General features: G+C 41.7%; 17 protein-coding genes and 1 riboswitch. Of the genes, 5 read left to right on the forward strand and 12 right to left on the reverse strand.

Annotated elements, in window-relative coordinates; genetic code table 11:
- Positions 1–7: 7 nt before the first annotated feature.
- The 7 genes from ruvX to uvrA form a co-directional block, all read right to left on the reverse strand.
- Positions 8–427, reverse strand: coding sequence for a Holliday junction resolvase RuvX (gene ruvX, locus AB2B50_RS04355; protein WP_320693291.1), 420 nt, complete (start codon positions 425–427; stop codon positions 8–10).
- A 3-nt stretch (positions 428–430) separates the two neighbouring features.
- A complete protein-coding gene (locus AB2B50_RS04360) occupies positions 431–697 on the reverse strand; it encodes an IreB family regulatory phosphoprotein (RefSeq protein ID WP_000507060.1) in 267 nt (88 codons plus the stop codon).
- A 96-nt stretch (positions 698–793) separates the two neighbouring features.
- The gene (locus AB2B50_RS04365) at positions 794–1,366 is read right to left on the reverse strand and encodes an SP0191 family lipoprotein (RefSeq protein ID WP_000737513.1); all 573 of its coding nucleotides are present in this window, start codon (positions 1,364–1,366) and stop codon (positions 794–796) included.
- 66 nt (positions 1,367–1,432) lie between these two features.
- A complete protein-coding gene (gene spx, locus AB2B50_RS04370) occupies positions 1,433–1,831 on the reverse strand; it encodes a transcriptional regulator Spx (protein WP_000591164.1) in 399 nt (132 codons plus the stop codon).
- 135 nt (positions 1,832–1,966) lie between these two features.
- The gene (mgtA, locus tag AB2B50_RS04375) at positions 1,967–4,627 is read right to left on the reverse strand and encodes a magnesium-translocating P-type ATPase (RefSeq protein WP_320692630.1); all 2,661 of its coding nucleotides are present in this window, start codon (positions 4,625–4,627) and stop codon (positions 1,967–1,969) included.
- Positions 4,628–4,819: 192 nt separating this feature from the next.
- Positions 4,820–4,973: riboswitch (M-box (ykoK) riboswitch) on the reverse strand.
- A gap of 53 nt (positions 4,974–5,026) precedes the next feature.
- Positions 5,027–6,088, reverse strand: a complete 1,062-nt coding sequence (locus tag AB2B50_RS04380) for a M24 family metallopeptidase (RefSeq protein WP_320692631.1) — start codon at positions 6,086–6,088, stop codon at positions 5,027–5,029.
- Complete coding sequence (uvrA, locus tag AB2B50_RS04385) at positions 6,081–8,912, reverse strand: excinuclease ABC subunit UvrA (RefSeq protein ID WP_320692632.1); 2,832 nt, start codon at positions 8,910–8,912, stop codon at positions 6,081–6,083. The genes AB2B50_RS04380 and uvrA overlap by 8 nt, the downstream gene beginning before the upstream one ends.
- Before the next feature lie 248 nt (positions 8,913–9,160).
- Here uvrA and AB2B50_RS04390 point away from each other — a divergent pair, with 248 nt between their 5' ends.
- The 4 genes from AB2B50_RS04390 (at position 9,161) to AB2B50_RS04405 (ending at position 12,446) form a co-directional block, all read left to right on the forward strand.
- The gene (locus AB2B50_RS04390) at positions 9,161–10,105 is read left to right on the forward strand and encodes a magnesium transporter CorA family protein (protein ID WP_000815631.1); all 945 of its coding nucleotides are present in this window, start codon (positions 9,161–9,163) and stop codon (positions 10,103–10,105) included.
- Positions 10,106–10,117: 12 nt separating this feature from the next.
- On the forward strand, positions 10,118–10,792 hold the full coding sequence (locus tag AB2B50_RS04395) for a DUF1129 domain-containing protein (RefSeq protein ID WP_000077985.1): 675 nt from the start codon (positions 10,118–10,120) through the stop codon (positions 10,790–10,792).
- Between the two features lie 202 nt (positions 10,793–10,994).
- A complete protein-coding gene (locus AB2B50_RS04400; RefSeq protein ID WP_000166358.1) occupies positions 10,995–11,258 on the forward strand; it encodes a SemiSWEET family transporter in 264 nt (87 codons plus the stop codon).
- A gap of 150 nt (positions 11,259–11,408) precedes the next feature.
- Entirely contained in the window at positions 11,409–12,446 is a 1,038-nt protein-coding gene (locus AB2B50_RS04405; RefSeq protein ID WP_320692633.1) for a S66 family peptidase, read from the forward strand.
- Positions 12,447–12,490: 44 nt separating this feature from the next.
- On the opposite strand, the gene AB2B50_RS04410 is transcribed toward AB2B50_RS04405, so the two are convergent.
- From AB2B50_RS04410 to mutL, 4 genes are read right to left on the reverse strand one after another with little or no spacing between them, the layout of a single operon-like run.
- Positions 12,491–13,174: a CPBP family intramembrane glutamic endopeptidase gene (locus AB2B50_RS04410; RefSeq protein ID WP_320692634.1), complete on the reverse strand. Its 684-nt coding sequence runs from the start codon at positions 13,172–13,174 to the stop codon at positions 12,491–12,493.
- Positions 13,175–13,735 (reverse strand): DNA-3-methyladenine glycosylase I, encoded by a 561-nt coding sequence (locus AB2B50_RS04415; RefSeq protein ID WP_320692635.1) that lies wholly within the window; start codon positions 13,733–13,735, stop codon positions 13,175–13,177.
- A 9-nt stretch (positions 13,736–13,744) separates the two neighbouring features.
- Complete coding sequence (ruvA, locus tag AB2B50_RS04420) at positions 13,745–14,338, reverse strand: Holliday junction branch migration protein RuvA (protein WP_049526441.1); 594 nt, start codon at positions 14,336–14,338, stop codon at positions 13,745–13,747.
- Between the two features lie 15 nt (positions 14,339–14,353).
- Positions 14,354–16,303 (reverse strand): DNA mismatch repair endonuclease MutL, encoded by a 1,950-nt coding sequence (gene mutL, locus AB2B50_RS04425; RefSeq protein ID WP_320692636.1) that lies wholly within the window; start codon positions 16,301–16,303, stop codon positions 14,354–14,356.
- 182 nt (positions 16,304–16,485) lie between these two features.
- Here mutL and tyrS point away from each other — a divergent pair, with 182 nt between their 5' ends.
- A complete protein-coding gene (gene tyrS, locus AB2B50_RS04430; RefSeq protein WP_320692637.1) occupies positions 16,486–17,742 on the forward strand; it encodes a tyrosine--tRNA ligase in 1,257 nt (418 codons plus the stop codon).
- Positions 17,743–17,819: 77 nt separating this feature from the next.
- On the opposite strand, the gene AB2B50_RS04435 is transcribed toward tyrS, so the two are convergent.
- A complete protein-coding gene (locus AB2B50_RS04435; protein ID WP_000008777.1) occupies positions 17,820–19,880 on the reverse strand; it encodes a heavy metal translocating P-type ATPase in 2,061 nt (686 codons plus the stop codon).

Raw genomic sequence — 19,880 nt, forward strand, 5'->3', positions numbered from 1 at the left:
CTCTGTCTTAAAATTTTCTATCTAAATAATTTTGCAAAATCAATTGAGCGGCTAGTTTATCAATAACTTTTTTACGCTTATTGCGACTAATATCTGCTTGCTCAATCAACATGCGCTCAGCAGCAACCGTGGTTAGGCGTTCATCTTGATACTCTACTGGTAGACCAAAGAGTTCTTCTAGTTTAGCACCATAGGCTTGACTGGCTTCCACGCGCGGTCCGCTGGTATTGTTCATGTTTTTAGGCAAACCAACAACAAAACAATCTACCTTATAGGTAGTAACCAGTTCCTTGAGGCGTTCAAAACCGAATTCTCCCTGTTCTTCATTGATTTGGATGATTTCAAGTCCTTGTGCCGTAAAACCTAACGGATCGCTAATCGCTACTCCTACCGTTTTGGAACCAACGTCCAATCCCATAATTCTCATAGATTATAGATCGACTCCTTGTCCTTTAAGGTAGTAGCGAACCAATTCTTCAACGATTTCATCTCGCTCATACTTACGGATTTGATTTCGTGCATTGTTATAACGAGGAACGTAAGCTGGGTCTCCACTGAGAACATAGCCCACGATCTGGTTAATAGGGTTATAGCCCTTTTCATTCAAAGAAGCATAGACATCTGTCAATGTTTCACTGATTTCTTTTTTATTGGAATCGTCCAATTTAAAACGTACGGTTTCTTCAGTAAATCCCATTCTAACACCCTCTTTCCTTAGAACAGTACTATTATAGCACATTCGCGGTCGTTCTACAAATCACACAGTCTGATTCTGCTGATTTTCTCTGACTTTTTACTGGACTGTTGCCCCATTTGCAACACGATTAGCAATATAGTCCTCTGGTTCGTTTTTCAATAGATTTTCCAGTCCAACATTCTTCAAGTATTCGTTTTCACTTGCTTTTTTGAGATCCAGTGTTTGGAAATCATAACTAGTCTTGGTTTCCATTTCTTTCTCATTTAAAAGAGTCGTTTCAATGGTAAAGCCTGAAATTTTTCGAGCTGCTTGAACAGACTCATCCTTGTCCTCAGCTTCTTTAAGAGCTTTTTTAGCTTCGTCTAATCCACGTTCAGAAATATAATTTTTTAAATCTTCTGATACAGGACGTTTCTGCTGAATGGTCAAGCTTAAAAATTGATTGCCTTTGTAAGTAATGATTTGAGTTTGCTGTGCTCCACTCTCATCAGCTGGTAAAACCAAGGTCTTGGTAACAACTGTATTCTTAGTTGCATTTTCTAATACGGGCAAGGTAGACTGTAGAGCTTCCTGAGAACTCTCAGTAGTTGAAGCTGCTGTTTCTTTTTTCTGACCACATCCAACGAGCAAAAATAGTGCTGCGAATGTTCCAATGACTAACTTTTTCATAAATCCTCACATGTTATCCAATTTAAATATTAGAGAAGGCCAGGAGTCGCTCCCAGCCTTGATGTTTTATAGAGCCGCACGTAAACGCGCTTCTGCATTTTCCACATTACGGACAGAGCGTGGCAAAAAGGCACGGATATCGTCTTCTTTATAGCCGACTTGTAGGCGTTTCTCATCTACAAGAATCGGACTTTTCAAGATACGTGGTGTTTCCATGATTAGGTTGAGTACTTCATTGACACTCAAATCTTCGATATCAACACCAAGGGCCTTTGCATAACGATTTTTCGATGATACGATACTTGCAATTCCATTGTCTGTTTTTGTCAAAATATCAAGTAGTTCTTCTCTCGAAATTCCTTCCTTACCGAGGTTTTGTTCTTTATAACTTAACTGGTGGGCATTGAGCCAGGTCTTCGCTTTTTTACAGCTAGTACAACTTGAGACTGTATAAATTTTGATCATGTACCTACCCCTTTCGCTACATGTTACTATCAGTTTAGACTATTATACCATAAAAAACATCGGACTTGCGACCTATTTTTAAAAAATTTTAACTTTTTTGGCAATTTTTGAACTTTTTTCTTGACAAAATACGAACTATAACCATTCTTTATACTTCTTAATGTAAAATTTCTTTATAACTGTGACGCTAAACATATACAAGAAAATAATACAGATTAAGAACAAGAAGTAAGGAAGCCCTAAGGGTGCTAGACGAAGGATATTTACTAGTGGTCCATAAGGTAGACTGGTTACGAAAAAGGCTGCAACCAGTGTCATCAAAATCACAAGCCAAGCTGGTCTGCTTTGTACAAAAGGAACTTTTGCCGTACGAAGCATATGGATGACCATGGTTTGAGACCACATAGATTCGATGAACCATCCTGTTTGGAACAAGATAATAAACTGAAGGGCAGATTCTGACCCATGAACATAATGATAGCCAGTCACCAAAGGAACAATGATAAAGTAGAGGAAGATAAAGGTCAAAATATCAAAGACAGATGAGATTGGTCCCATCCAAACCATAAATCGCGTAATGGATTTTGCTTCCCATGTATGGGGTTGTTTGAGGAAGTCTTGATCCACATTATCAAATGGCAATGCCACACAAGACAAATCATAGACTAGGTTTAGGACAATGAGATGAACAGGAGCCATTGGTAAAAATGGTAAGAAAATACTCGCAACAAGGAGTGAGAAGATATTCCCAAAGTTTGAACTAACGGTCATCTTGATGTACTTGGTCATGTTGGCGTAAACCTTACGGCCCTCAACGATACCAGTTTCAAGAACCATGAGATCCTTGTCTAGCAAGATAACATCCGCTGTTTCCTTGGCGATATCGACTGCTGTATCTACAGAAATACCGACATCTGCCACCTTCATGGATGGAGCGTCATTAATACCGTCCCCCATATAACCAACACCGTGACCATTTTTCTTTAACTGTAGAATAATCCGCGCTTTTTGATCAGGAGATAATTTGGCAAAGACTGTTACTTTTTCAACCACTTCTGCCAATTCTTGGTCGGTCATTTGATCAATGTCAGCACCTAAGAGCATATGTTCAACGTCCAATCCAACCTTTTCACAAATGGCTTGGGTTACTTTTTCGTTATCTCCAGTTAAAATTTTTGTTCTGACACCATGCTCAAGCAGAGCTTGGATAGCGGGTGCTGCAGATGGTTTTGGTGGATCCAAGAAGGCAAGGTACCCCGTTAGGATCATGTCACTTTCATCAGTCACAGCATAGGCATAATCTTCACGTAGACCTGACTTGTAACCAACACCTAAGACACGCAAACCTTGACGGTTTAATTGACCAACTTCTGCTAATACTTCTTGACGAATGTCTTCGGTTAGGGGAATGATTTCTCCGCGGTATTCCACATGAGTCGAAATGGTCAACATTTCTTCCAAAGCACCTTTGGTCACCATGCTAACGACATTGCTGTCGTCTTTGACGATGACACTCATGCGTCTGCGTTCAAAGTCAAAAGGCAGTTCATCAATCTTTTGGAAGATTTTATCCAAATCTTGTAGAATAACGTGTTCTTTAGCTTCTTTTTCAGTTCTACTGATAATGGCACGGTCCATCAAGTTTTTCAAACCTGTTTGGAAATGTGAATTTAGATAAGCTCTTCTTAAGACCGCCATATCCAAATCACCATGGATATCCAAGGGATATTCTAAGACAATCTCATCTTGCGTTAGAGTTCCAGTTTTATCCGTACAAAGGATATCGATTGCTCCTAAGTCCTGGATAGCATTGAGTTTTTTGATGACTACTTTTTCCTTGGCCATGATAATGGAACCTTTGGCCAAGCTGGCTGTAATAATCATCGGAAGCATTTCTGGTGTCAGTCCGACACCCACGCTCAAGGCAAATACTCCAGCCTCTAGCCAGTCTCCATCGGTTAAACCATTTGCAAAAAACACAATTGGAACCATGACAAGCATCAAGCGGATCAAGAGCCAAGAAATGCTGTTCATTTCACGTTCAAAAGAAGTTGGTTCATCATAGGTGTTGAGAGTTTGCTCGATAGCTCCCATCATGGTGTCATCCCCAACTGCTAGGACCATAGCTGTAGCACTTCCTGAGATAACGTTTGTCCCCATGAATGCCAAAGATTCTGCTTCTAGTAGGCTATCTACATTTTGATTGGTGGCTTTATTTAAAGCAAGTTTTTCGACTGCATCACTTTCTCCAGTCAAACCTGACTGTTGAACGAAAAAGTCACGGGATTCAAATAAGATAACATCTGCAGGAATCATATCTCCCGCACTCAATTTCACGAGGTCTCCCACAACCAGCTCATCGATTGGCAACTCTTGTTCAAGACCATCACGAATAACAGTTGCAGTGTTGACAATCATTTTTGAAAGGTTGGTTGTTGCCTTGTCACTCCGCAATTCTTGGACAAAACGGATGCCTCCTGAAATCAAAACCAAGACAACGATAATAATAGAGGTCGTAGGGTCCTCTTGGCCAGGTTTGGCAAGCCAGACGTTTGTAACGAGAGAGATAAAGGCAATCACAAGCAAAATGATTGTGAAAGGATTGATAATGGACTCATAAATCTTCTTAAAGATAGAATCCTCTTGACCCTTGGTAATGGTGTTTTCACCATACAGGTCACGGTTTTCTTCGACTTGTTCTTGGTCTAAGCCTTTTAGACTTGTATGGTAAAAAGCTAGACTATCTTTTAATGGAGTTTGAATAGCTGCTGCTAGTCTTTCTTTTGTAGTTTTCATTGGTTTCTCCTATCTGTATGAATGGTGATTTCATACACAGGGACCAATCACTTTATAAGGACAGAACGACACAAATCAGCGATTGGCTGTGTATGTGCGGTTCTGGATGATCGTCAATTTGCATCGTTTGTCTCCTTTCTTTGTTTTAAAACAGCAGAAAATCCTGCCATAAAATGGCAGGACTAAAAAACTTATGATCTGTTTTCGTTCAAGCTTTAACTCCATAGGGCGATGTAATGAGCTTAGTCTTGACCTTCGCGACCAGGACTGTTGACCAACGAGTAGTGTCTCCACTGCTTTGCGGTAGTCATCCGTATCCCTATGGTAGCCTCACCTACCGTTTTCGCCTTTCAGTATAAACCTTTAACTAGTAAAAGTCAATGATTTATCTCATTTTTCTTAGATTACGATTAATTCTTTTGGAGCAAGGGTTAATAACTCACAACCGGTATCTGTAATCAGGATGTCGTCTTCGATACGAACCCCGTATTTACCTTCAATATAAATACCTGGTTCATCAGTCAAGACCATACCAGTTTTGATAACTTCTTTAGAAGTTTGACTGAAGTAAGGTTCTTCATGGATATCAAGCCCGATACCGTGTCCAATACCGTGTGTAAAGTATTGTCCATAACCTGCTTCCACAATAATGTCACGAGGAATCTTATCAAAGTCTTGGAAACCTAAACCAGCCTTAGCTTGGTCAATCAATGCTTGGTTGGCTTTTAGAACTGTATTGTAAATCTCTGCCTGCTCGTCACTGACATGACCGAGGTAGATGGTCCGAGTCATATCACTCACATAATGCTCGTAAAGGCATCCAAAGTCCATAGTGATAGCTTCACCTAGTTCTACTGGCTTGTGCATTGGGTGGGCATGGGGTTTAGAAGAGTTGATGCCACTCGCTAAGATTGTGTCAAAAGACAAACCTGCCGCTCCTAATTCACGCATACGGAAATCAAGGAAGTTGGCAATTTCAATTTCAGTCTTCCCTGGCTTGATAAATTCAAGCGCATCGTGGAAAGCTTGGTCAGAAATGGAACAAGCCTTACGAATAGTCGCAATCTCTGTTTCATCCTTAATCATACGAAGCGCTTCAACAAACTGAGATTGAGGAAGCAATTCCATCCCCTCAAAGACAGTTTGCATGCGATGGTAATAAGAAACTGAAATCTCATCTTCAAAACCGATACGAGAAAGGCCCATATCTTTTGCAATCTTTGCGATAGTTGCCAACTCATCACGTTCTGCAAAAATCTCAAAACCAGTTACTTCTTGTTTGGCTGCAATGATATAGCGGGCATCTGTCACCAAGACTTGACGGTCACGACTGATAAAGACTGTCCCATTTGAACCCCAAAATCCTGTCAAATAGTAGACATTTTTAAGGTTATTGATAATGATTCCATCTAGTTCTTTTTCTTGCATTTTATCTAAAAATGCTTGCACACGTTTATTCATGATGTAACTTTCCTTTCAAATACTGTCCTGTATAGCTAGCTTCATTGGCAGCTACTTCCTCTGGTGTTCCTGTTGCGATAATAGTTCCGCCACCGACACCACCTTCTGGTCCTAAGTCGATAATATGGTCTGCTGTTTTGATGACATCCAGATTGTGCTCGATCACGAGAACTGTATTTCCATCATCGACAAAGCGAGACAAAACGGTGAGTAGGCGAGCGATGTCCTCAGTATGCAAACCAGTTGTCGGTTCATCTAAAATGTAGAAGGACTTACCTGTCGAGCGCTTGTGGAGTTCGCTAGCCAACTTCATACGCTGCGCTTCTCCACCAGAAAGTGTCGTAGCTGGTTGTCCTAAGGTCACATAACCTAGACCTACATCCTTGATAGTCTGGAGTTTGCGTTGAATTTTCGGAATGTGTTGAAAAAATTCTACTGCGTCATTGACCGTCATATCCAAGACTTGCGAGATATTCTTTTCCTTGTAGTGAACTTCTAGCGTTTCACTGTTGTAGCGAGTCCCATGACAGACTTCGCAGGCTACGTAAACATCTGGCAAGAAGTGCATCTCAATCTTGATAATCCCGTCACCCGAGCAAGCTTCACAGCGACCGCCCTTGACGTTGAAACTGAAACGCCCCTTCTTATAGCCACGAATCTTGGCTTCATTTGTCTGAGCAAAGAGGTCCCGAATGTCATCAAAAACACCTGTATAGGTCGCAGGGTTGGACCTCGGTGTTCGTCCAATTGGACTCTGGTCAATGTCTATCAGACGGTCGATATGCTCGATTCCTGTAATCGTCTTAAACTTACCTGGCTTGTCTGAATTGTGATTGAGATTTTGAGCAATGGCTTTTTTGAGAATACTGTTAATGAGGGTCGACTTCCCTGAACCTGACACACCTGTCACCGCGATGAACTTTCCTAGCGGGAAGCGAGCGGTGATATTTTGCAAGTTGTTCTCACGCGCTCCTGTCACTTCGATAAAACGTCCATTTCCAACGCGACGTTCTGACGGCACTGGAATCGCGCGTTTTCCTGATAGATACTGTCCTGTAATGGATTTGCTGTTGCGAGCTACTTGCTTAGGCGTTCCTGCCGCGACAATTTCTCCACCAAAGACACCCGCTCCAGGACCAACGTCAATCAGATAATCAGCTTCTCGCATAGTATCTTCATCGTGTTCCACCACGATCAAGGTATTCCCCAAGTCACGCATTTTTTTCAGACTGGCAATCAGGCGATCGTTGTCCCTCTGATGAAGACCGATGGATGGCTCATCAAGGATATAGAGAACTCCTGAGAGATTGGAACCAATCTGAGTCGCCAAGCGAATACGTTGACTCTCCCCACCTGATAGGGTTCCTGCCGAGCGGGATAACGTTAAATAGTTAAGGCCCACGTTATTTAGGAAAGTCAAGCGGTCCTTGATTTCCTTCAGGATAGGACGAGCGATAATAGCCTCATTTTCAGATAGAGTTAGCTGGTCAATAACCTCCAAATGGTCTGCGATGGAGAGGTCCGAAATTTCTCCGATATGGAGTCCTTTCTCTCCCCCTACACGAACAGATAAGGCTTGGTCATTGAGACGATAACCATGACAAGTGCCACAAGTCAGCTCGTTCATATAGAGACGCATCTGTGTACGAGTATAGTCGCTATTGGTTTCATGATAGCGACGCTTGATATTTCTGATAACACCTTCAAAAGGAATATCGATATCACGAACTCCACCAAATTCATTTTCATAATGGAAATGGAATTCTTTCCCATCTGAACCATAGAAAATGAGATGTTTATCCGCCTCAGACAAGTCCTCAAAAGGCCTATCCATATCCACTCCAAAGGCTGTCATGGCTTGTTCCAGCATATTTGGATAATAGTTAGAAGAGATAGGGTTCCAAGGTGCTAAGGCTCCCTCGCGAAGAGTTTTGCTAGCATCTGGCACTACTAAGTCCGTATCAACCTCTAGCTTCATTCCCAAACCATCACACTCACTACAGGAGCCAAACGGTGCGTTGAAGGAGAAGAGACGAGGTTCTAACTCTGGAACCGTAAATCCACATACTGGACAGGCATAGTGTTCTGAAAAGAGTAACTCTGAATCATCCATGGTATCGATAACGACATAACCTTCAGCGATACGGAGAGCTGCTTCAATCGAATCAAAGAGACGACTACGGATACCTTCTTTGATGATGATACGGTCTACCACCACGTCAATGTTGTGTTGTTTATTCTTTTCAAGTTCAGGAACTTCAGTCACGTCGTAGACAACTCCATCGACACGGACACGTACGTAACCATCCTTTTGAATCTTTTCAATCAGAGTCTTATGCTGCCCTTTTTTCTTACGGATAACAGGTGCTAGGATTTGCAAGCGTTGGCGCTCTGGCAATTCCAAAACCTTGTCTACAATCTGCTCGACAGACGAAGCCTTGATCGCCCCATGTCCATTGATACAGTAGGGTGTTCCTACACGTGCATAGAGGAGACGTAGATAGTCGTTGATTTCCGTGGTTGTTCCAACGGTAGAGCGTGGATTTTTACTAGTCGTTTTCTGATCGATAGAAATAGCAGGGCTAAGGCCATCGATAGAGTCCACATCAGGCTTTTCCATATTTCCCAAAAACTGACGAGCATAGGCTGACAGACTCTCGACGTAGCGACGTTGCCCTTCTGCATAGAGGGTATCAAAGGCAAGACTGGACTTGCCTGAACCCGACAGGCCCGTCACCACAACTAGCTTGTCACGTGGAATTTCCACATCTATATTTTTTAAATTATGGGCGCGTGCCCCATGGATGACAATCTTATCTTGCATGTTACTTCTTTCTAGTCCATTGTTGCTTTCCATTATACCAAAAAAAGTGAAATTCTATTACCAAAAAAGCCGATTTTGTAGTATAATAGTACGGTGTCAAAAATCACTTTATACTCAATGAAAATCAAAGAGCAAACTAGGAAACTAGCTGCAGGCTGTACTTGAGTACGGCAAGGCGACGTTGACGCGGTTTGAATTTGATTTTCGAAGAGTATTAACACAGAATAGATTAGGAAAGGATCGGAGATATGAAACAAGTCTTTCTCTCAACAACAACTGAATTTAAAGAGATCGATACGCTCCAGCCGGGCACTTGGATCAATCTCGTCAATCCTACTCAAAGCGAATCGATGGAAATCGCCTCGGCCTTTGATATTGATATCGCCGATCTCCGTGCACCGCTCGATGCGGAAGAGATGTCACGTATCACCATCGAAGATGAGTACACCTTGATTATCGTAGACGTCCCAATCACAGAGGAAAGAAACAACCAGACCTACTATGTGACTATTCCCTTGGGGATTATCATCACAGAAGAGGCTATCATCACTACCTGCTTGGAGCCTCTACCACTTCTTGATGTCTTTATCAATCGTAGGCTTCGAAATTTCTATACCTTCATGCGTTCGCGCTTCATCTTCCAAATCCTATACCGCAATGCGGAGATTTACCTAACTGCCCTCCGTTCGATTGAACGTAAGAGTGAGCAGATTGAGAGCCAACTTCATAAATCTACTCGAAACGAAGAATTGATTGAACTCATGGAGTTGGAAAAGACCATCGTCTACTTCAAAGCTTCACTTAAGACAAATGAGCGCGTGATTAAAAAATTGACCAGTGCGACTAGCAATATCAAGAAATACCTCGAAGATGAAGACTTACTGGAAGATACCTTGATTGAAACGCAACAGGCCATCGAGATGGCGGATATCTACGGAAACGTCCTTCACTCTATGACAGAGACCTTCGCTTCTATCATTTCAAACAACCAGAACAATATCATGAAAACCTTGGCCCTCGTAACCATCGTTATGTCCATCCCGACCATGATTTTCTCAGCCTACGGAATGAACTTTAAGGATAATGAAATTCCTTTAAACGGAGAACCGCATGCTTTCTGGCTCATCGTCTTTATCGCCTTTGCTATGAGTGTCTCTCTCACTCTTTACCTCATCCATAAAAAATGGTTCTAAACAGGAGTTATTATGTCACAGATTGATTTAAAAGAATTAACCAAGAAAAACCAAGAATTTATCCACATTGCAACCCAACAATTTCTAAAAGATGGAAAAACTGACGCTGAAATCAAGGCTATCCTTGAAGAAGTGATTCCTCACATCCTTGAAGAACAACCAAAAGGTGTGACTGCTCGTTCTATCTATGGAGCACCAACTCACTGGGCTCACAGCTTCAGCGAAAAAGAGCAATACGAGAAAGAACATCCAAAGGAAAACGACGATCCAAAATTGATGATGTTGGATTCAGCCCTTTTCATTACAGGACTGTTTGCAGTAGTTAGTGCCTTGATGAGCTTCTTCTCAAACCAACCAGTGGCTTACGGTTTGGTAACACTCATCAGTGTAGGGGCCTTCGGAGGAGTTGCCTTCTACCTTCTCTACCACTTCATCTACCGCTACTACGGACCAGATACTGACCGTAGCCAACGTCCTCCATTCTGGAAATCACTTTTGGTTATGTTAGCAACCATGTTTGCCTGGGTCTTCATCCTCTTCTTGAGTAACTTCCTTCCACAAGCCATCAACATCAGCCTACCACCTCTTGTTTTGATGGTTATCGGAGGAGCTCTCCTTGCCCTACGTTTCTACCTCAAAAAACGTTTCAACATCAAGAGCGCAAGTGCAGGACCTGCTAGATATTAAGATAAACAATGAAAGTAGTGTGTTTTGTAGACAGACTACTTTTTTTGTAGTTCCAAATCATTTATTGATTCGTCAAAATCATAAATAGACATTTTGTCTAAATTTACTTCAATGTAAAGTCTTCCCTTGGAATCCCGAGGTTTTATCCTTGAATCCAAGTTGTTTTTCTGTTATACTAATAAAATAATAAGGAGAAATATATATGACTAAACAGAGAATTAATCAAATTGTTGGTTCAATTGGTGCCTTTATTGGGATTATTGTATTTATAGCCTACATCCCCCAAATTTTTGCCAATTTACAAGGGAACAAAGCTCAACCATTTCAACCTTTATCAGCAGCAATCTCTTGCTTAATCTGGGTCATTTATGGATGGACAAAAGAGCCTAAGAAAGATTGGATTCTAATCATTCCAAACTCGGCCGGGGTTGTCCTTGGCGGACTGACCTTCCTTACTGCTCTATAAGAAATTAACTACTATAATAGCAACCACATCGAGCGGTTGCTTTTTTGCTTACTTTCTTGATTTAAAAGCCTTTTTCTGATTCTAATTCTTGTTGTTTCTCCTCATCTTTTGTGATACAATAGCATCAATTTATTTCTAGGAGGATGAGATATGGTTTCTACTATTGGTATTGTTAGTTTGTCTAGTGGCATTATCGGAGAAGACTTTGTCAAACACGAAGTGGACTTGGGTATTCAACGTCTCAAGGGCCTCGGACTCAATCCTATCTTTTTACCTCATTCACTAAAAGGCTTAAACTTTATCAAAGAACATCCTGAAGCTCGTGCGGAGGATTTGATTCAGGCCTTTTCTGATGATAGTATCGACATGATCCTATGCGCCATCGGTGGAGACGATACCTATCGTTTATTACCCTATCTTTTTGAAAATGACCAACTAGAAAAAGTTATCAAACAAAAGATTTTTCTTGGCTTCTCGGATACGACCATGAACCATCTCATGTTGCATAAACTAGGTGTTAAAACTTTTTATGGTCAATCCTTTTTAGCAGACATTTGTGAATTAGACAAAGAAATGTTGCCATATAGCCGCCACTACTTTAAAGAATTGATTGAGACTGGAAAAATCTCAGAAATCCGCCCTAGCGACGTTTGGTATGAGGAACGGATTGACTTTAGTCCAAAGGCCCTGGGAACAGCTCGTATCAGTCATGTAAATACAGGTTTTGACTTATTGCAAGGAAATGCTCAGTTTGAGGGAGAAATTCTCGGTGGTTGCCTTGAATCTCTCTATGATATCTTTGACAATTCTCGATACGCAGACAGTACGGAGCTCTGCCAAAAGTACAAACTCTTCCCTGACTTATCCGACTGGGAAGGAAAGATTCTCTTGCTAGAAACAAGCGAAGAAAAGCCTAAGCCTGAAGACTTCAAAAAGATGTTGCGAACTTTAAAGGACACGGGCATATTCGCGGTCATCAGTGGACTCTTGGTCGGAAAACCTATGGATGAAACTTTCTATGACGACTATAAAGAGGCACTATTGGATATCATTGATAGCAATATCCCGATTGTCTATAATCTAAATGTTGGACACGCAACTCCAAGAGCTATTGTCCCCTTCGGAGTCCACGCCCATGTAGATGCAACGGAGCAAGTCATTCGCTTTGACTATAACAAAGAAAGCTGAGATGAATTTCTCAGCTTTTTTCAGTATCGTTACTAGCATTTTCATCACATACTACCGATAGCTAAAATAATAAAGGAGAGGCTATTGCCTAACATGTGAACAAGTAGGGGATAGTAGACATTCTCCTTTTCTTTCACATAAATAATAGAAAAGGCAAGGCCACCACCTAGGTATCCGACTGCACCGACCCACTCTGATAAACTTACATTATGCATATAAGTCAGAGCAAAGACAATTCCTACCAGAAGAATGCTTAGCCAACTTGGCAGACTTTTCTGCAAGTGATGCAATAAGAGCTGACGGAAAAAGAGTTCTTCCACCAAAGGTCCAATGATGCAGGCGAAAACCGCTATCAGTAGTGGTTGCTCTTGAAAGGTACTTTGAATATTCGACTGGTTTAGACCTTGTCCGACCAGCCCGAAAAACTGCCTCAACAACTCTGATATAAATCCAAAGGCAACAGTCATCAGAATGAGAAAGAGCCATCCTGTTAAGACGCCAAGGAAGAATTTTCTTTTCGTCTTTCTAATCTCATTCCATTGCTGAATCAATCTATCCTTGCACAAGAAAGAGGCATATAGAGCTAATACTACATAGACTAGATATTTTAGATAATTCGCAATGGTAGATGGCATCAAGAAAACCAACCATCTAACGCCATCAAACACAAAGAGAACTGTGTAGAGAATCGCAAAAATCAGAATTCCCTTATTTTTGCTAGACATCATTTAATTCCCCTTCCATTCACAATCATTCTCATGGTCATCAACCAACCCTGCAGCCTGTAGAAAGGACAAAACAGCGACTGGTCCAGTGAACTTAAAACCACGTTTTTTGAGATCCTTGGATATTTTTTCAGACAAAGGCGTTTTGGCCGGTGCTTGACTGTAGTCCGGGATATCATTGACCATGGTTTTCCCCTCTACAAAAGACCAGAGATAAGCGTCAAAAGAGCCGTAGGTTTTCTGGACTTGCAAAAATGCTTGGGCGTTGGCACGCGTCGCAAAAATCTTGGCTCGATTGCGGATAATTGCTGGATTATTCATCAAAGCTTCCAGCTCTTCATCCGTCATGTCTGCAACAGCTTGGACTTGGTAACCCTGAAAAGCTTGACGGAAGGCTTGGCGTTTATTGAGCACCGTTTCCCAAGATAGTCCAGCCTGATAAGTTTCCATACAAAGCAACTCAAAAAGCGCTCGATCGTCATGTAGGGGTTGACCCCATTCCTCATCGTGGTAGGCTACATACAGAGGGTTGTTCATTTTGACCCAGCCACAACGTTTGGGCATAGGAACCTCCTATTTCACCAACATCTTAAGGGCCGACTTGATATAATTCTCTGCTGTATCTGTCGTTCCTTCAAAGAATTTCTTAATTTTCTTGAGCTCTGTTACCTTGTAGCCCAGTGCCAACATGGCTTCCATAGCTTCTTCCAATTCTTGGTTATCACTGCTAGATGGAACAGCAATCTTAGCAGGAAGCTCATCACCTGCCACAACCACCTTACCTTCTAGGTCCAACACCATCTGCTGGGCTGTTTTCTTACCAATCTTCGGAAACTTGGTCAAGTAGGTGATATTCTTGGTCTCAATCGCTTGGACAAGGCCAGCATTGTCATCTGCTGCAATGATAGCCAGAGCTGATACTGGACCAATGCCCGACACCGAAATCAAGCTGAGAAAGAGTTTTTTCTCGTCTTCTGAACGAAAGCCGTAAAGCAGGTGAGCATCTTCGCGAACAACTTGATGGACATAGATTTGCGCTTCTTGATTGACTTGTCCTGAGTAAGCATAGGGGTTAGCCACGTGCAAAATGTAGCCGATCCCGTTAGCTTCTAGAACAATGTATTTAGCAGTAATTTTGGTAATAATACCCTTTAGATATTCGTACATAGTTTTCCCTTAAATTTAGTATTTTCCTAGTTCGCGTAGGCTTGTATGATTTTCTTGAATGCGACGGAACATCTTTTCCATGTCTGACTTGGTAAAGTGCACCAAAACCGGACGTCCGTGCGGACAGTTGTAGGGGTTGTCACATTTAGAGAGCTGATAGAGAAGCTGTCTAGCTGAGTGGTCATCGATTCGATGATTGGCCTTGATGGAACGCTTGCAGGACATCATAATCGCCAGCTCTGCCCGGTATTTCTTGATCGAAACTTCCTTAGTCAAAAGAAGCATATCACACATCTCATAGATTCCTGACTCGATTTCCTCCTCTACCATCCAAATTGGATGTTCCCGTAGGATAAATTGATTCTCCCCGTACTCTGCTAGAAAGACGCCAACTTCTTCTAAAAGAGGCATTCTTTCTTTGAGACGAAGGGCATCATCCGCTGGAAATTCGAAAATATAAGGTACCAGGAGTTGCTGCTGGCTCTGGTCAACATTGCCAATACTCTCGCGGTATTCTTCATACTTGACCCGTTCCTGGGCCGCGTGTTGGTCTATGATGTAAAGCCCATCTCGCCCTTGGGCAAAGAGATAGGTTCCATGCATTTGCCCGAAAAATTCCAACTCTGGGAAGCTCGAAGACTCTTCGCGCTCCAACTTATCATAAGCCTTATCCAAACTAGCTAGATCTAACTCTGGATGGTCCAATTGATCATAGCTGACAGGCTTTCTCTCTGCAAAATGCAGTTTAGCTGGTTTAGTCAGCTGATCCAAGGTTTCCTTAGCAAACAGATTCAAATCCTGTTTCTCTTCAGTCAGGTTCAACTGATGGTCTGCCACCTCAGCTTGAGTAGGTCTAGTTTGTTCCGTTTTTTCATAGTAAAGCGTATTTTCTCTCAGCGGCAAAGTCGTTTGCTCTACTTTTTCACGATTTCGAACAGTAGATTTGGCAAGATTTTCCAAGGCGTCCGGAATCAAGGTTTGTTCCTTGAGACTCTTTGCAATAGCTTCTGAGACCAGCGCCATCAGTTCTCTTTCTTTGGAAATTCGTACCTCTTGCTTGGTTGGATGCACATTGACATCTGCTAGATAAGGATCGATATGAATGTGAATAACGGCTAGTGGAAAACGCCCCACCATGAGCTTACTACCATAGCCATCTAAAATAGCTCGATTGAGTAGGAAGTTTTTGATATAACGGCCATTGATAAAAAGACTGATATAGTTGCGATTAGCCCGCGTCAATTCAGGCAATGAGACAAAACCTGAAATTTCAAAATCTAGGTCAGAATTCTCAATCTCAACCATTTTTTTGGCACTGGCTAAACCATAAATCCCAGCAATGGCTTGACGCAGTTGACCCGTACCAGCTGTTCGTGTCATTTCCTTGCCATCACTAATCAGGCTAAAAGAAATCTCAGGATGGGCTAGCCCCAAACGGTTGACAATATCAATGATGTGAGACAACTCCGCCTGCTGACTCTTCATATACTTGAGACGGGCTGGTGTGTTGAAAAAAAGGTCTTCCACACAAACCTTAGTCCCCACAGGACTGGTCGCTGGAATGATTTCCTCAACTTCTCCCCCACGAGCCACTAACTTGGTCCCGTGACTTGCTCCATCCACCGCAGTCAACAAAGTTAAAACACTAACAGAAGCGATTGAAGGCAGGGCTTCACCACGAAAACCCAGCGTGCGAATCCGAAAGAGATCTGCCTGATTCTTTATCTTACTAGTGGCATGACGACGGAGGGCCAACTCTACTTCGTCATGGGCAATCCCGTGACCATTATCTGTTATTTGGATTTTCTTAAGACCAGCTTCTTCAATCTCAACGATAATCTGGCTTGAGCCAGCATCGATAGCATTTTCAACTAATTCTTTGACAACGCTAGCAGGACGCTCGATAACTTCTCCTGCTGCAATCTGGTTGGCCAATACTTCTGGCAATTCAATAATATGAGACATTTTCCAGCCCCTTTCTCAACTATTTTTATCTATTTCTCTGAAAATAAGCTAGTGCTATTATACCATATTTCACTCGTTTCCAAAAAAGTCCAAGTAGCAACTTTATTCCCGATTTTACTAGGTTATTTGCCAAGTTTGTGGTAAAATAGGTAGAAACAATATTTTAAAAGGAGAAAAGACACATGCACATTTTTGATGAGCTAAAAGAGCGTGGTTTGATTTTTCAAACGACTGATGAAGAAGCTTTGCGTAAAGCCCTAGAAGAAGGTCAAGTTTCTTATTATACTGGCTACGATCCAACTGCTGACAGCCTTCACCTAGGCCACCTTGTCGCAATCTTGACAAGTCGTCGCTTGCAGTTAGCAGGTCACAAACCTTATGCGCTCGTTGGCGGTGCTACTGGTCTCATCGGAGATCCGTCCTTCAAAGATGCTGAGCGTAGTCTCCAAACAAAAGACACAGTAAATGGCTGGGTCAAGTCTATCCAAGGACAACTTTCTCGCTTTCTTGATTTTGAAAATGGTGAAAATAAAGCTGTCATGGTCAACAACTACGACTGGTTTGGCAGCATCAGCTTCATTGACTTCCTCCGTGATATCGGAAAATACTTCACTGTCAACTACATGATGAGCAAGGAGTCTGTTAAAAAACGAATTGAAACAGGGATTTCTTACACTGAGTTTGCCTACCAAATCATGCAAGGGTACGACTTCTTTGTTTTGAACCAAGAGCACAATGTAACCCTTCAAATCGGTGGTTCTGACCAATGGGGAAATATGACTGCTGGTACAGAGTTGCTTCGTCGTAAGGCTGACAAGACTGGTCACGTTATCACTGTTCCACTCATCACAGACGCAACTGGTAAGAAATTTGGTAAATCTGAAGGAAACGCTGTTTGGCTCAACCCTGAAAAGACTTCTCCATACGAAATGTACCAATTCTGGATGAATGTTATGGACGCTGACGCTGTTCGCTTCTTGAAAATCTTTACTTTCTTGTCACTTGATGAGATTGAAGACATCCGCAAACAATTTGAAGCAGCTCCACACGAACGCTTGGCTCAAAAAGTCCTCGCTCGTGAAGTCGTAACACTTGTACATGGAGAAGAAGCCTACAAAGAAGCCCTTAACATTACTGAGCAACTATTTGCAGGAAACATCAAAAACCTTTCTGTCAAAGAGCTCAAACAAGGACTTCGTGGTGTACCAAACTACCAAGTTCAGGCAGACGAAAACCACAATATCGTGGAACTGCTCGTCTCATCTGGTGTAGTTAACTCAAAACGCCAAGCCCGTGAAGACGTCCAAAACGGAGCTATCTACGTCAACGGCGACCGCATCCAAGACCTTGACTATGTCTTGAGCGATAGCGATAAATTAGAAAATGAATTGACCGTTATCCGTCGCGGTAAGAAAAAATATTTTGTATTGACTTACTAAATTGTTCAACATTTACCTATAAACAAAGGAGTTAACCTCGATAAAGGTAACTCCTTTTTGCTGTGAATAGTCCCCACCTATCCCTTAATAGACAGGCTACGCAGTACAATGCGTAAGGTTGTTAGATTATGTAAGATAGAAAGATTTGAAGGGCTGAGCCAGTTAAACAAGCCAAAGCCAATCAAACTACTATTTACGACAACGGTATCTTGAATATTCTTCTTGATGAGTGTTTGCAAAGATGATGATAGCGAATCCAACTCTTGGAAGAAATCCAAGCGATTATCTAACAATAAGATATCACTCATCTGCTTAGAAATATCTGCACTCTCATTCATCACCACACCGATATCTGATAGGGTTAGAGCCGCTGAGTCATTCAATCCATCTCCAACCATCAAAATAGTGTGACCTGCTTTCTGCAGTTCCTCTACTAACTCAAATTTCCCATCAGGTTTCAAGTCTGTATAGACCTGATCAAAGGGCAAATCTTTGACTAATTCCTCTGTCCTAACCAGGGTGTCCCCTGTTGCCAGAATCAATTTTTTCCCTTGTGCCTTAAGTTTCTCCAAGGCTGCTTTTGCTTCTTTTCTCAAAGGAGTATGAATACAGAACATTCCAATCAATTCATTCTGGTAGGCTAAGAATAAGAGATTGTAGTGACTCTTGTACTCTTCAATTAAAGCATTTTGTTCTGAACTGATATGAATCTGCTCATCCTGCATCAAGACATAATTCCCAATAAGAACTGGTTGGCCATCTATATGAGATTTGATCCCCTTACTTGCGATATATTGGAGTTTCCCATGCATTTCCTCATGTTCAATTCCCTCTATCTCGGCTTGCTTGACGATGGCATTAGCAATAGGATGATAAATGTGTTCCTCAAGACAGGCACTGATTCTGAGAATATCTTCCTCACTATTGTCTCCAAAAGGTAACACCTTTTCAACTATCGGATAGCTAGTTGTGATTGTTCCCGTCTTATCAAATAAGAAAGTATCAACTTCCAGATATTTCTCCAGAACAGCCCCATCCTTAATCACCATTTCACGGTTCAACCCCTCCTTGATAGCTGTCAAATAAGCTACAGGAGTAGAGATTTTCAAAGCGCAGGAGAAATCGACCAATAGGAAAGAAATAGCCTTAGAAAAAGAACCTGTTAATAGGTAAGTCAGACCAGCCCCCAAGAAATTATATTTGACGACCTTATCCGCCATTTTGATGAAATAGCGTTGTTTCGTTTTCTTGTTTTCTTCAGATTTCTTCATCAACTCAATCAGTTGTAAAATCCGGCTGTTCATCTGATTATCGGTTACACGAATGCGTAACTCTCCAGTTTCTAATACTGTATTTGCACAAACCAAATCAGACTCTCTTTTTTCAACTGGAAAACTCTCTCCCGTCAAGGAACTTTCGTTGACCATACCTAAACCTGAAACTACTTGTCCATCAAACAGAATTTCATTTCCTTGAGATAATACCAAGACATCTCCTATTTGAACATTGGAACTCTTGATACTAACGACCGTATCACCCTGTACTAGGAATACATCGCTCTCTTTTGCAAGAAGACTCTGTTCTAAATCTGTTGCAGTTTTTTTCAAGGACCACTGATCTAAATGATTCCCCAAATCAAGCATAAACATGATATTGCTAGCTGTCTTGGATTGGTTCATAAACAAGGACAATAAAATCGCCGAACAGTCCAAGACCTCCATCGTTAGTTCCTTACGCGCTAGTGTTTGATAGGCTTCTCTAATATAACCCAAAGCCTGATAACAAGTCCATATATAGCGAATAGGATACGGCACAAAACTACGAAAAAGTACACGCTTAATCGCTGCACCTGAAACAATAGAATAAGCACTCTCTTCTCTACGAATGGGAAGAGTCATCAACTCAGAAACTTTCCCTTTATCAATTCTTTTTAAAAAGGCTTCTGCATTATCTAATACAGAAAAGCCTTCTTTTATGCGTAGAGTAAAGTGCTGTTGATCCATGTAAAACTGGATAGACTCAATCCCCTTTTCATCTCTCGCCAAGGAACGAAGATAGTCTTGAATATCCAAGGTGAGTGAAAAAGAAGATGATAGTCGGATATGTTGGTATCCTCTATGTAGCACTTTAAAAGACAT

The sequence above is a fragment of the Streptococcus fermentans genome (assembly GCF_040888305.1).
Lineage (GTDB): Bacteria > Bacillota > Bacilli > Lactobacillales > Streptococcaceae > Streptococcus > Streptococcus fermentans.

What these genes read in the sequence shown, in the direction of transcription:
- tyrS (WP_320692637.1), top strand. Translation starts at nt 16,486, where the DNA reads ATGCACATTTTTGATGAGCTAAAAGAGCGTGGTTTGATTTTTCAAACG.
- AB2B50_RS04415 (WP_320692635.1), bottom strand. Translation starts at nt 13,735, where the DNA reads ATGCCCAAACGTTGTGGCTGGGTCAAAATGAACAACCCTCTGTATGTA.
- AB2B50_RS04405 (WP_320692633.1), top strand. Translation starts at nt 11,409, where the DNA reads ATGGTTTCTACTATTGGTATTGTTAGTTTGTCTAGTGGCATTATCGGA.
- AB2B50_RS04400 (WP_000166358.1), top strand. Translation starts at nt 10,995, where the DNA reads ATGACTAAACAGAGAATTAATCAAATTGTTGGTTCAATTGGTGCCTTT.
- AB2B50_RS04395 (WP_000077985.1), top strand. Translation starts at nt 10,118, where the DNA reads ATGTCACAGATTGATTTAAAAGAATTAACCAAGAAAAACCAAGAATTT.
- uvrA (WP_320692632.1), bottom strand. Translation starts at nt 8,912, where the DNA reads ATGCAAGATAAGATTGTCATCCATGGGGCACGCGCCCATAATTTAAAA.
- AB2B50_RS04410 (WP_320692634.1), bottom strand. Translation starts at nt 13,174, where the DNA reads ATGATGTCTAGCAAAAATAAGGGAATTCTGATTTTTGCGATTCTCTAC.
- mgtA (WP_320692630.1), bottom strand. Translation starts at nt 4,627, where the DNA reads ATGAAAACTACAAAAGAAAGACTAGCAGCAGCTATTCAAACTCCATTA.
- spx (WP_000591164.1), bottom strand. Translation starts at nt 1,831, where the DNA reads ATGATCAAAATTTATACAGTCTCAAGTTGTACTAGCTGTAAAAAAGCG.
- AB2B50_RS04435 (WP_000008777.1), bottom strand. Translation starts at nt 19,880, where the DNA reads ATGTCTTTTAAAGTGCTACATAGAGGATACCAACATATCCGACTATCA.
- AB2B50_RS04380 (WP_320692631.1), bottom strand. Translation starts at nt 6,088, where the DNA reads ATGAATAAACGTGTGCAAGCATTTTTAGATAAAATGCAAGAAAAAGAA.
- ruvA (WP_049526441.1), bottom strand. Translation starts at nt 14,338, where the DNA reads ATGTACGAATATCTAAAGGGTATTATTACCAAAATTACTGCTAAATAC.
- AB2B50_RS04390 (WP_000815631.1), top strand. Translation starts at nt 9,161, where the DNA reads ATGAAACAAGTCTTTCTCTCAACAACAACTGAATTTAAAGAGATCGAT.
- mutL (WP_320692636.1), bottom strand. Translation starts at nt 16,303, where the DNA reads ATGTCTCATATTATTGAATTGCCAGAAGTATTGGCCAACCAGATTGCA.
- AB2B50_RS04360 (WP_000507060.1), bottom strand. Translation starts at nt 697, where the DNA reads ATGGGATTTACTGAAGAAACCGTACGTTTTAAATTGGACGATTCCAAT.
- ruvX (WP_320693291.1), bottom strand. Translation starts at nt 427, where the DNA reads ATGAGAATTATGGGATTGGACGTTGGTTCCAAAACGGTAGGAGTAGCG.
- AB2B50_RS04365 (WP_000737513.1), bottom strand. Translation starts at nt 1,366, where the DNA reads ATGAAAAAGTTAGTCATTGGAACATTCGCAGCACTATTTTTGCTCGTT.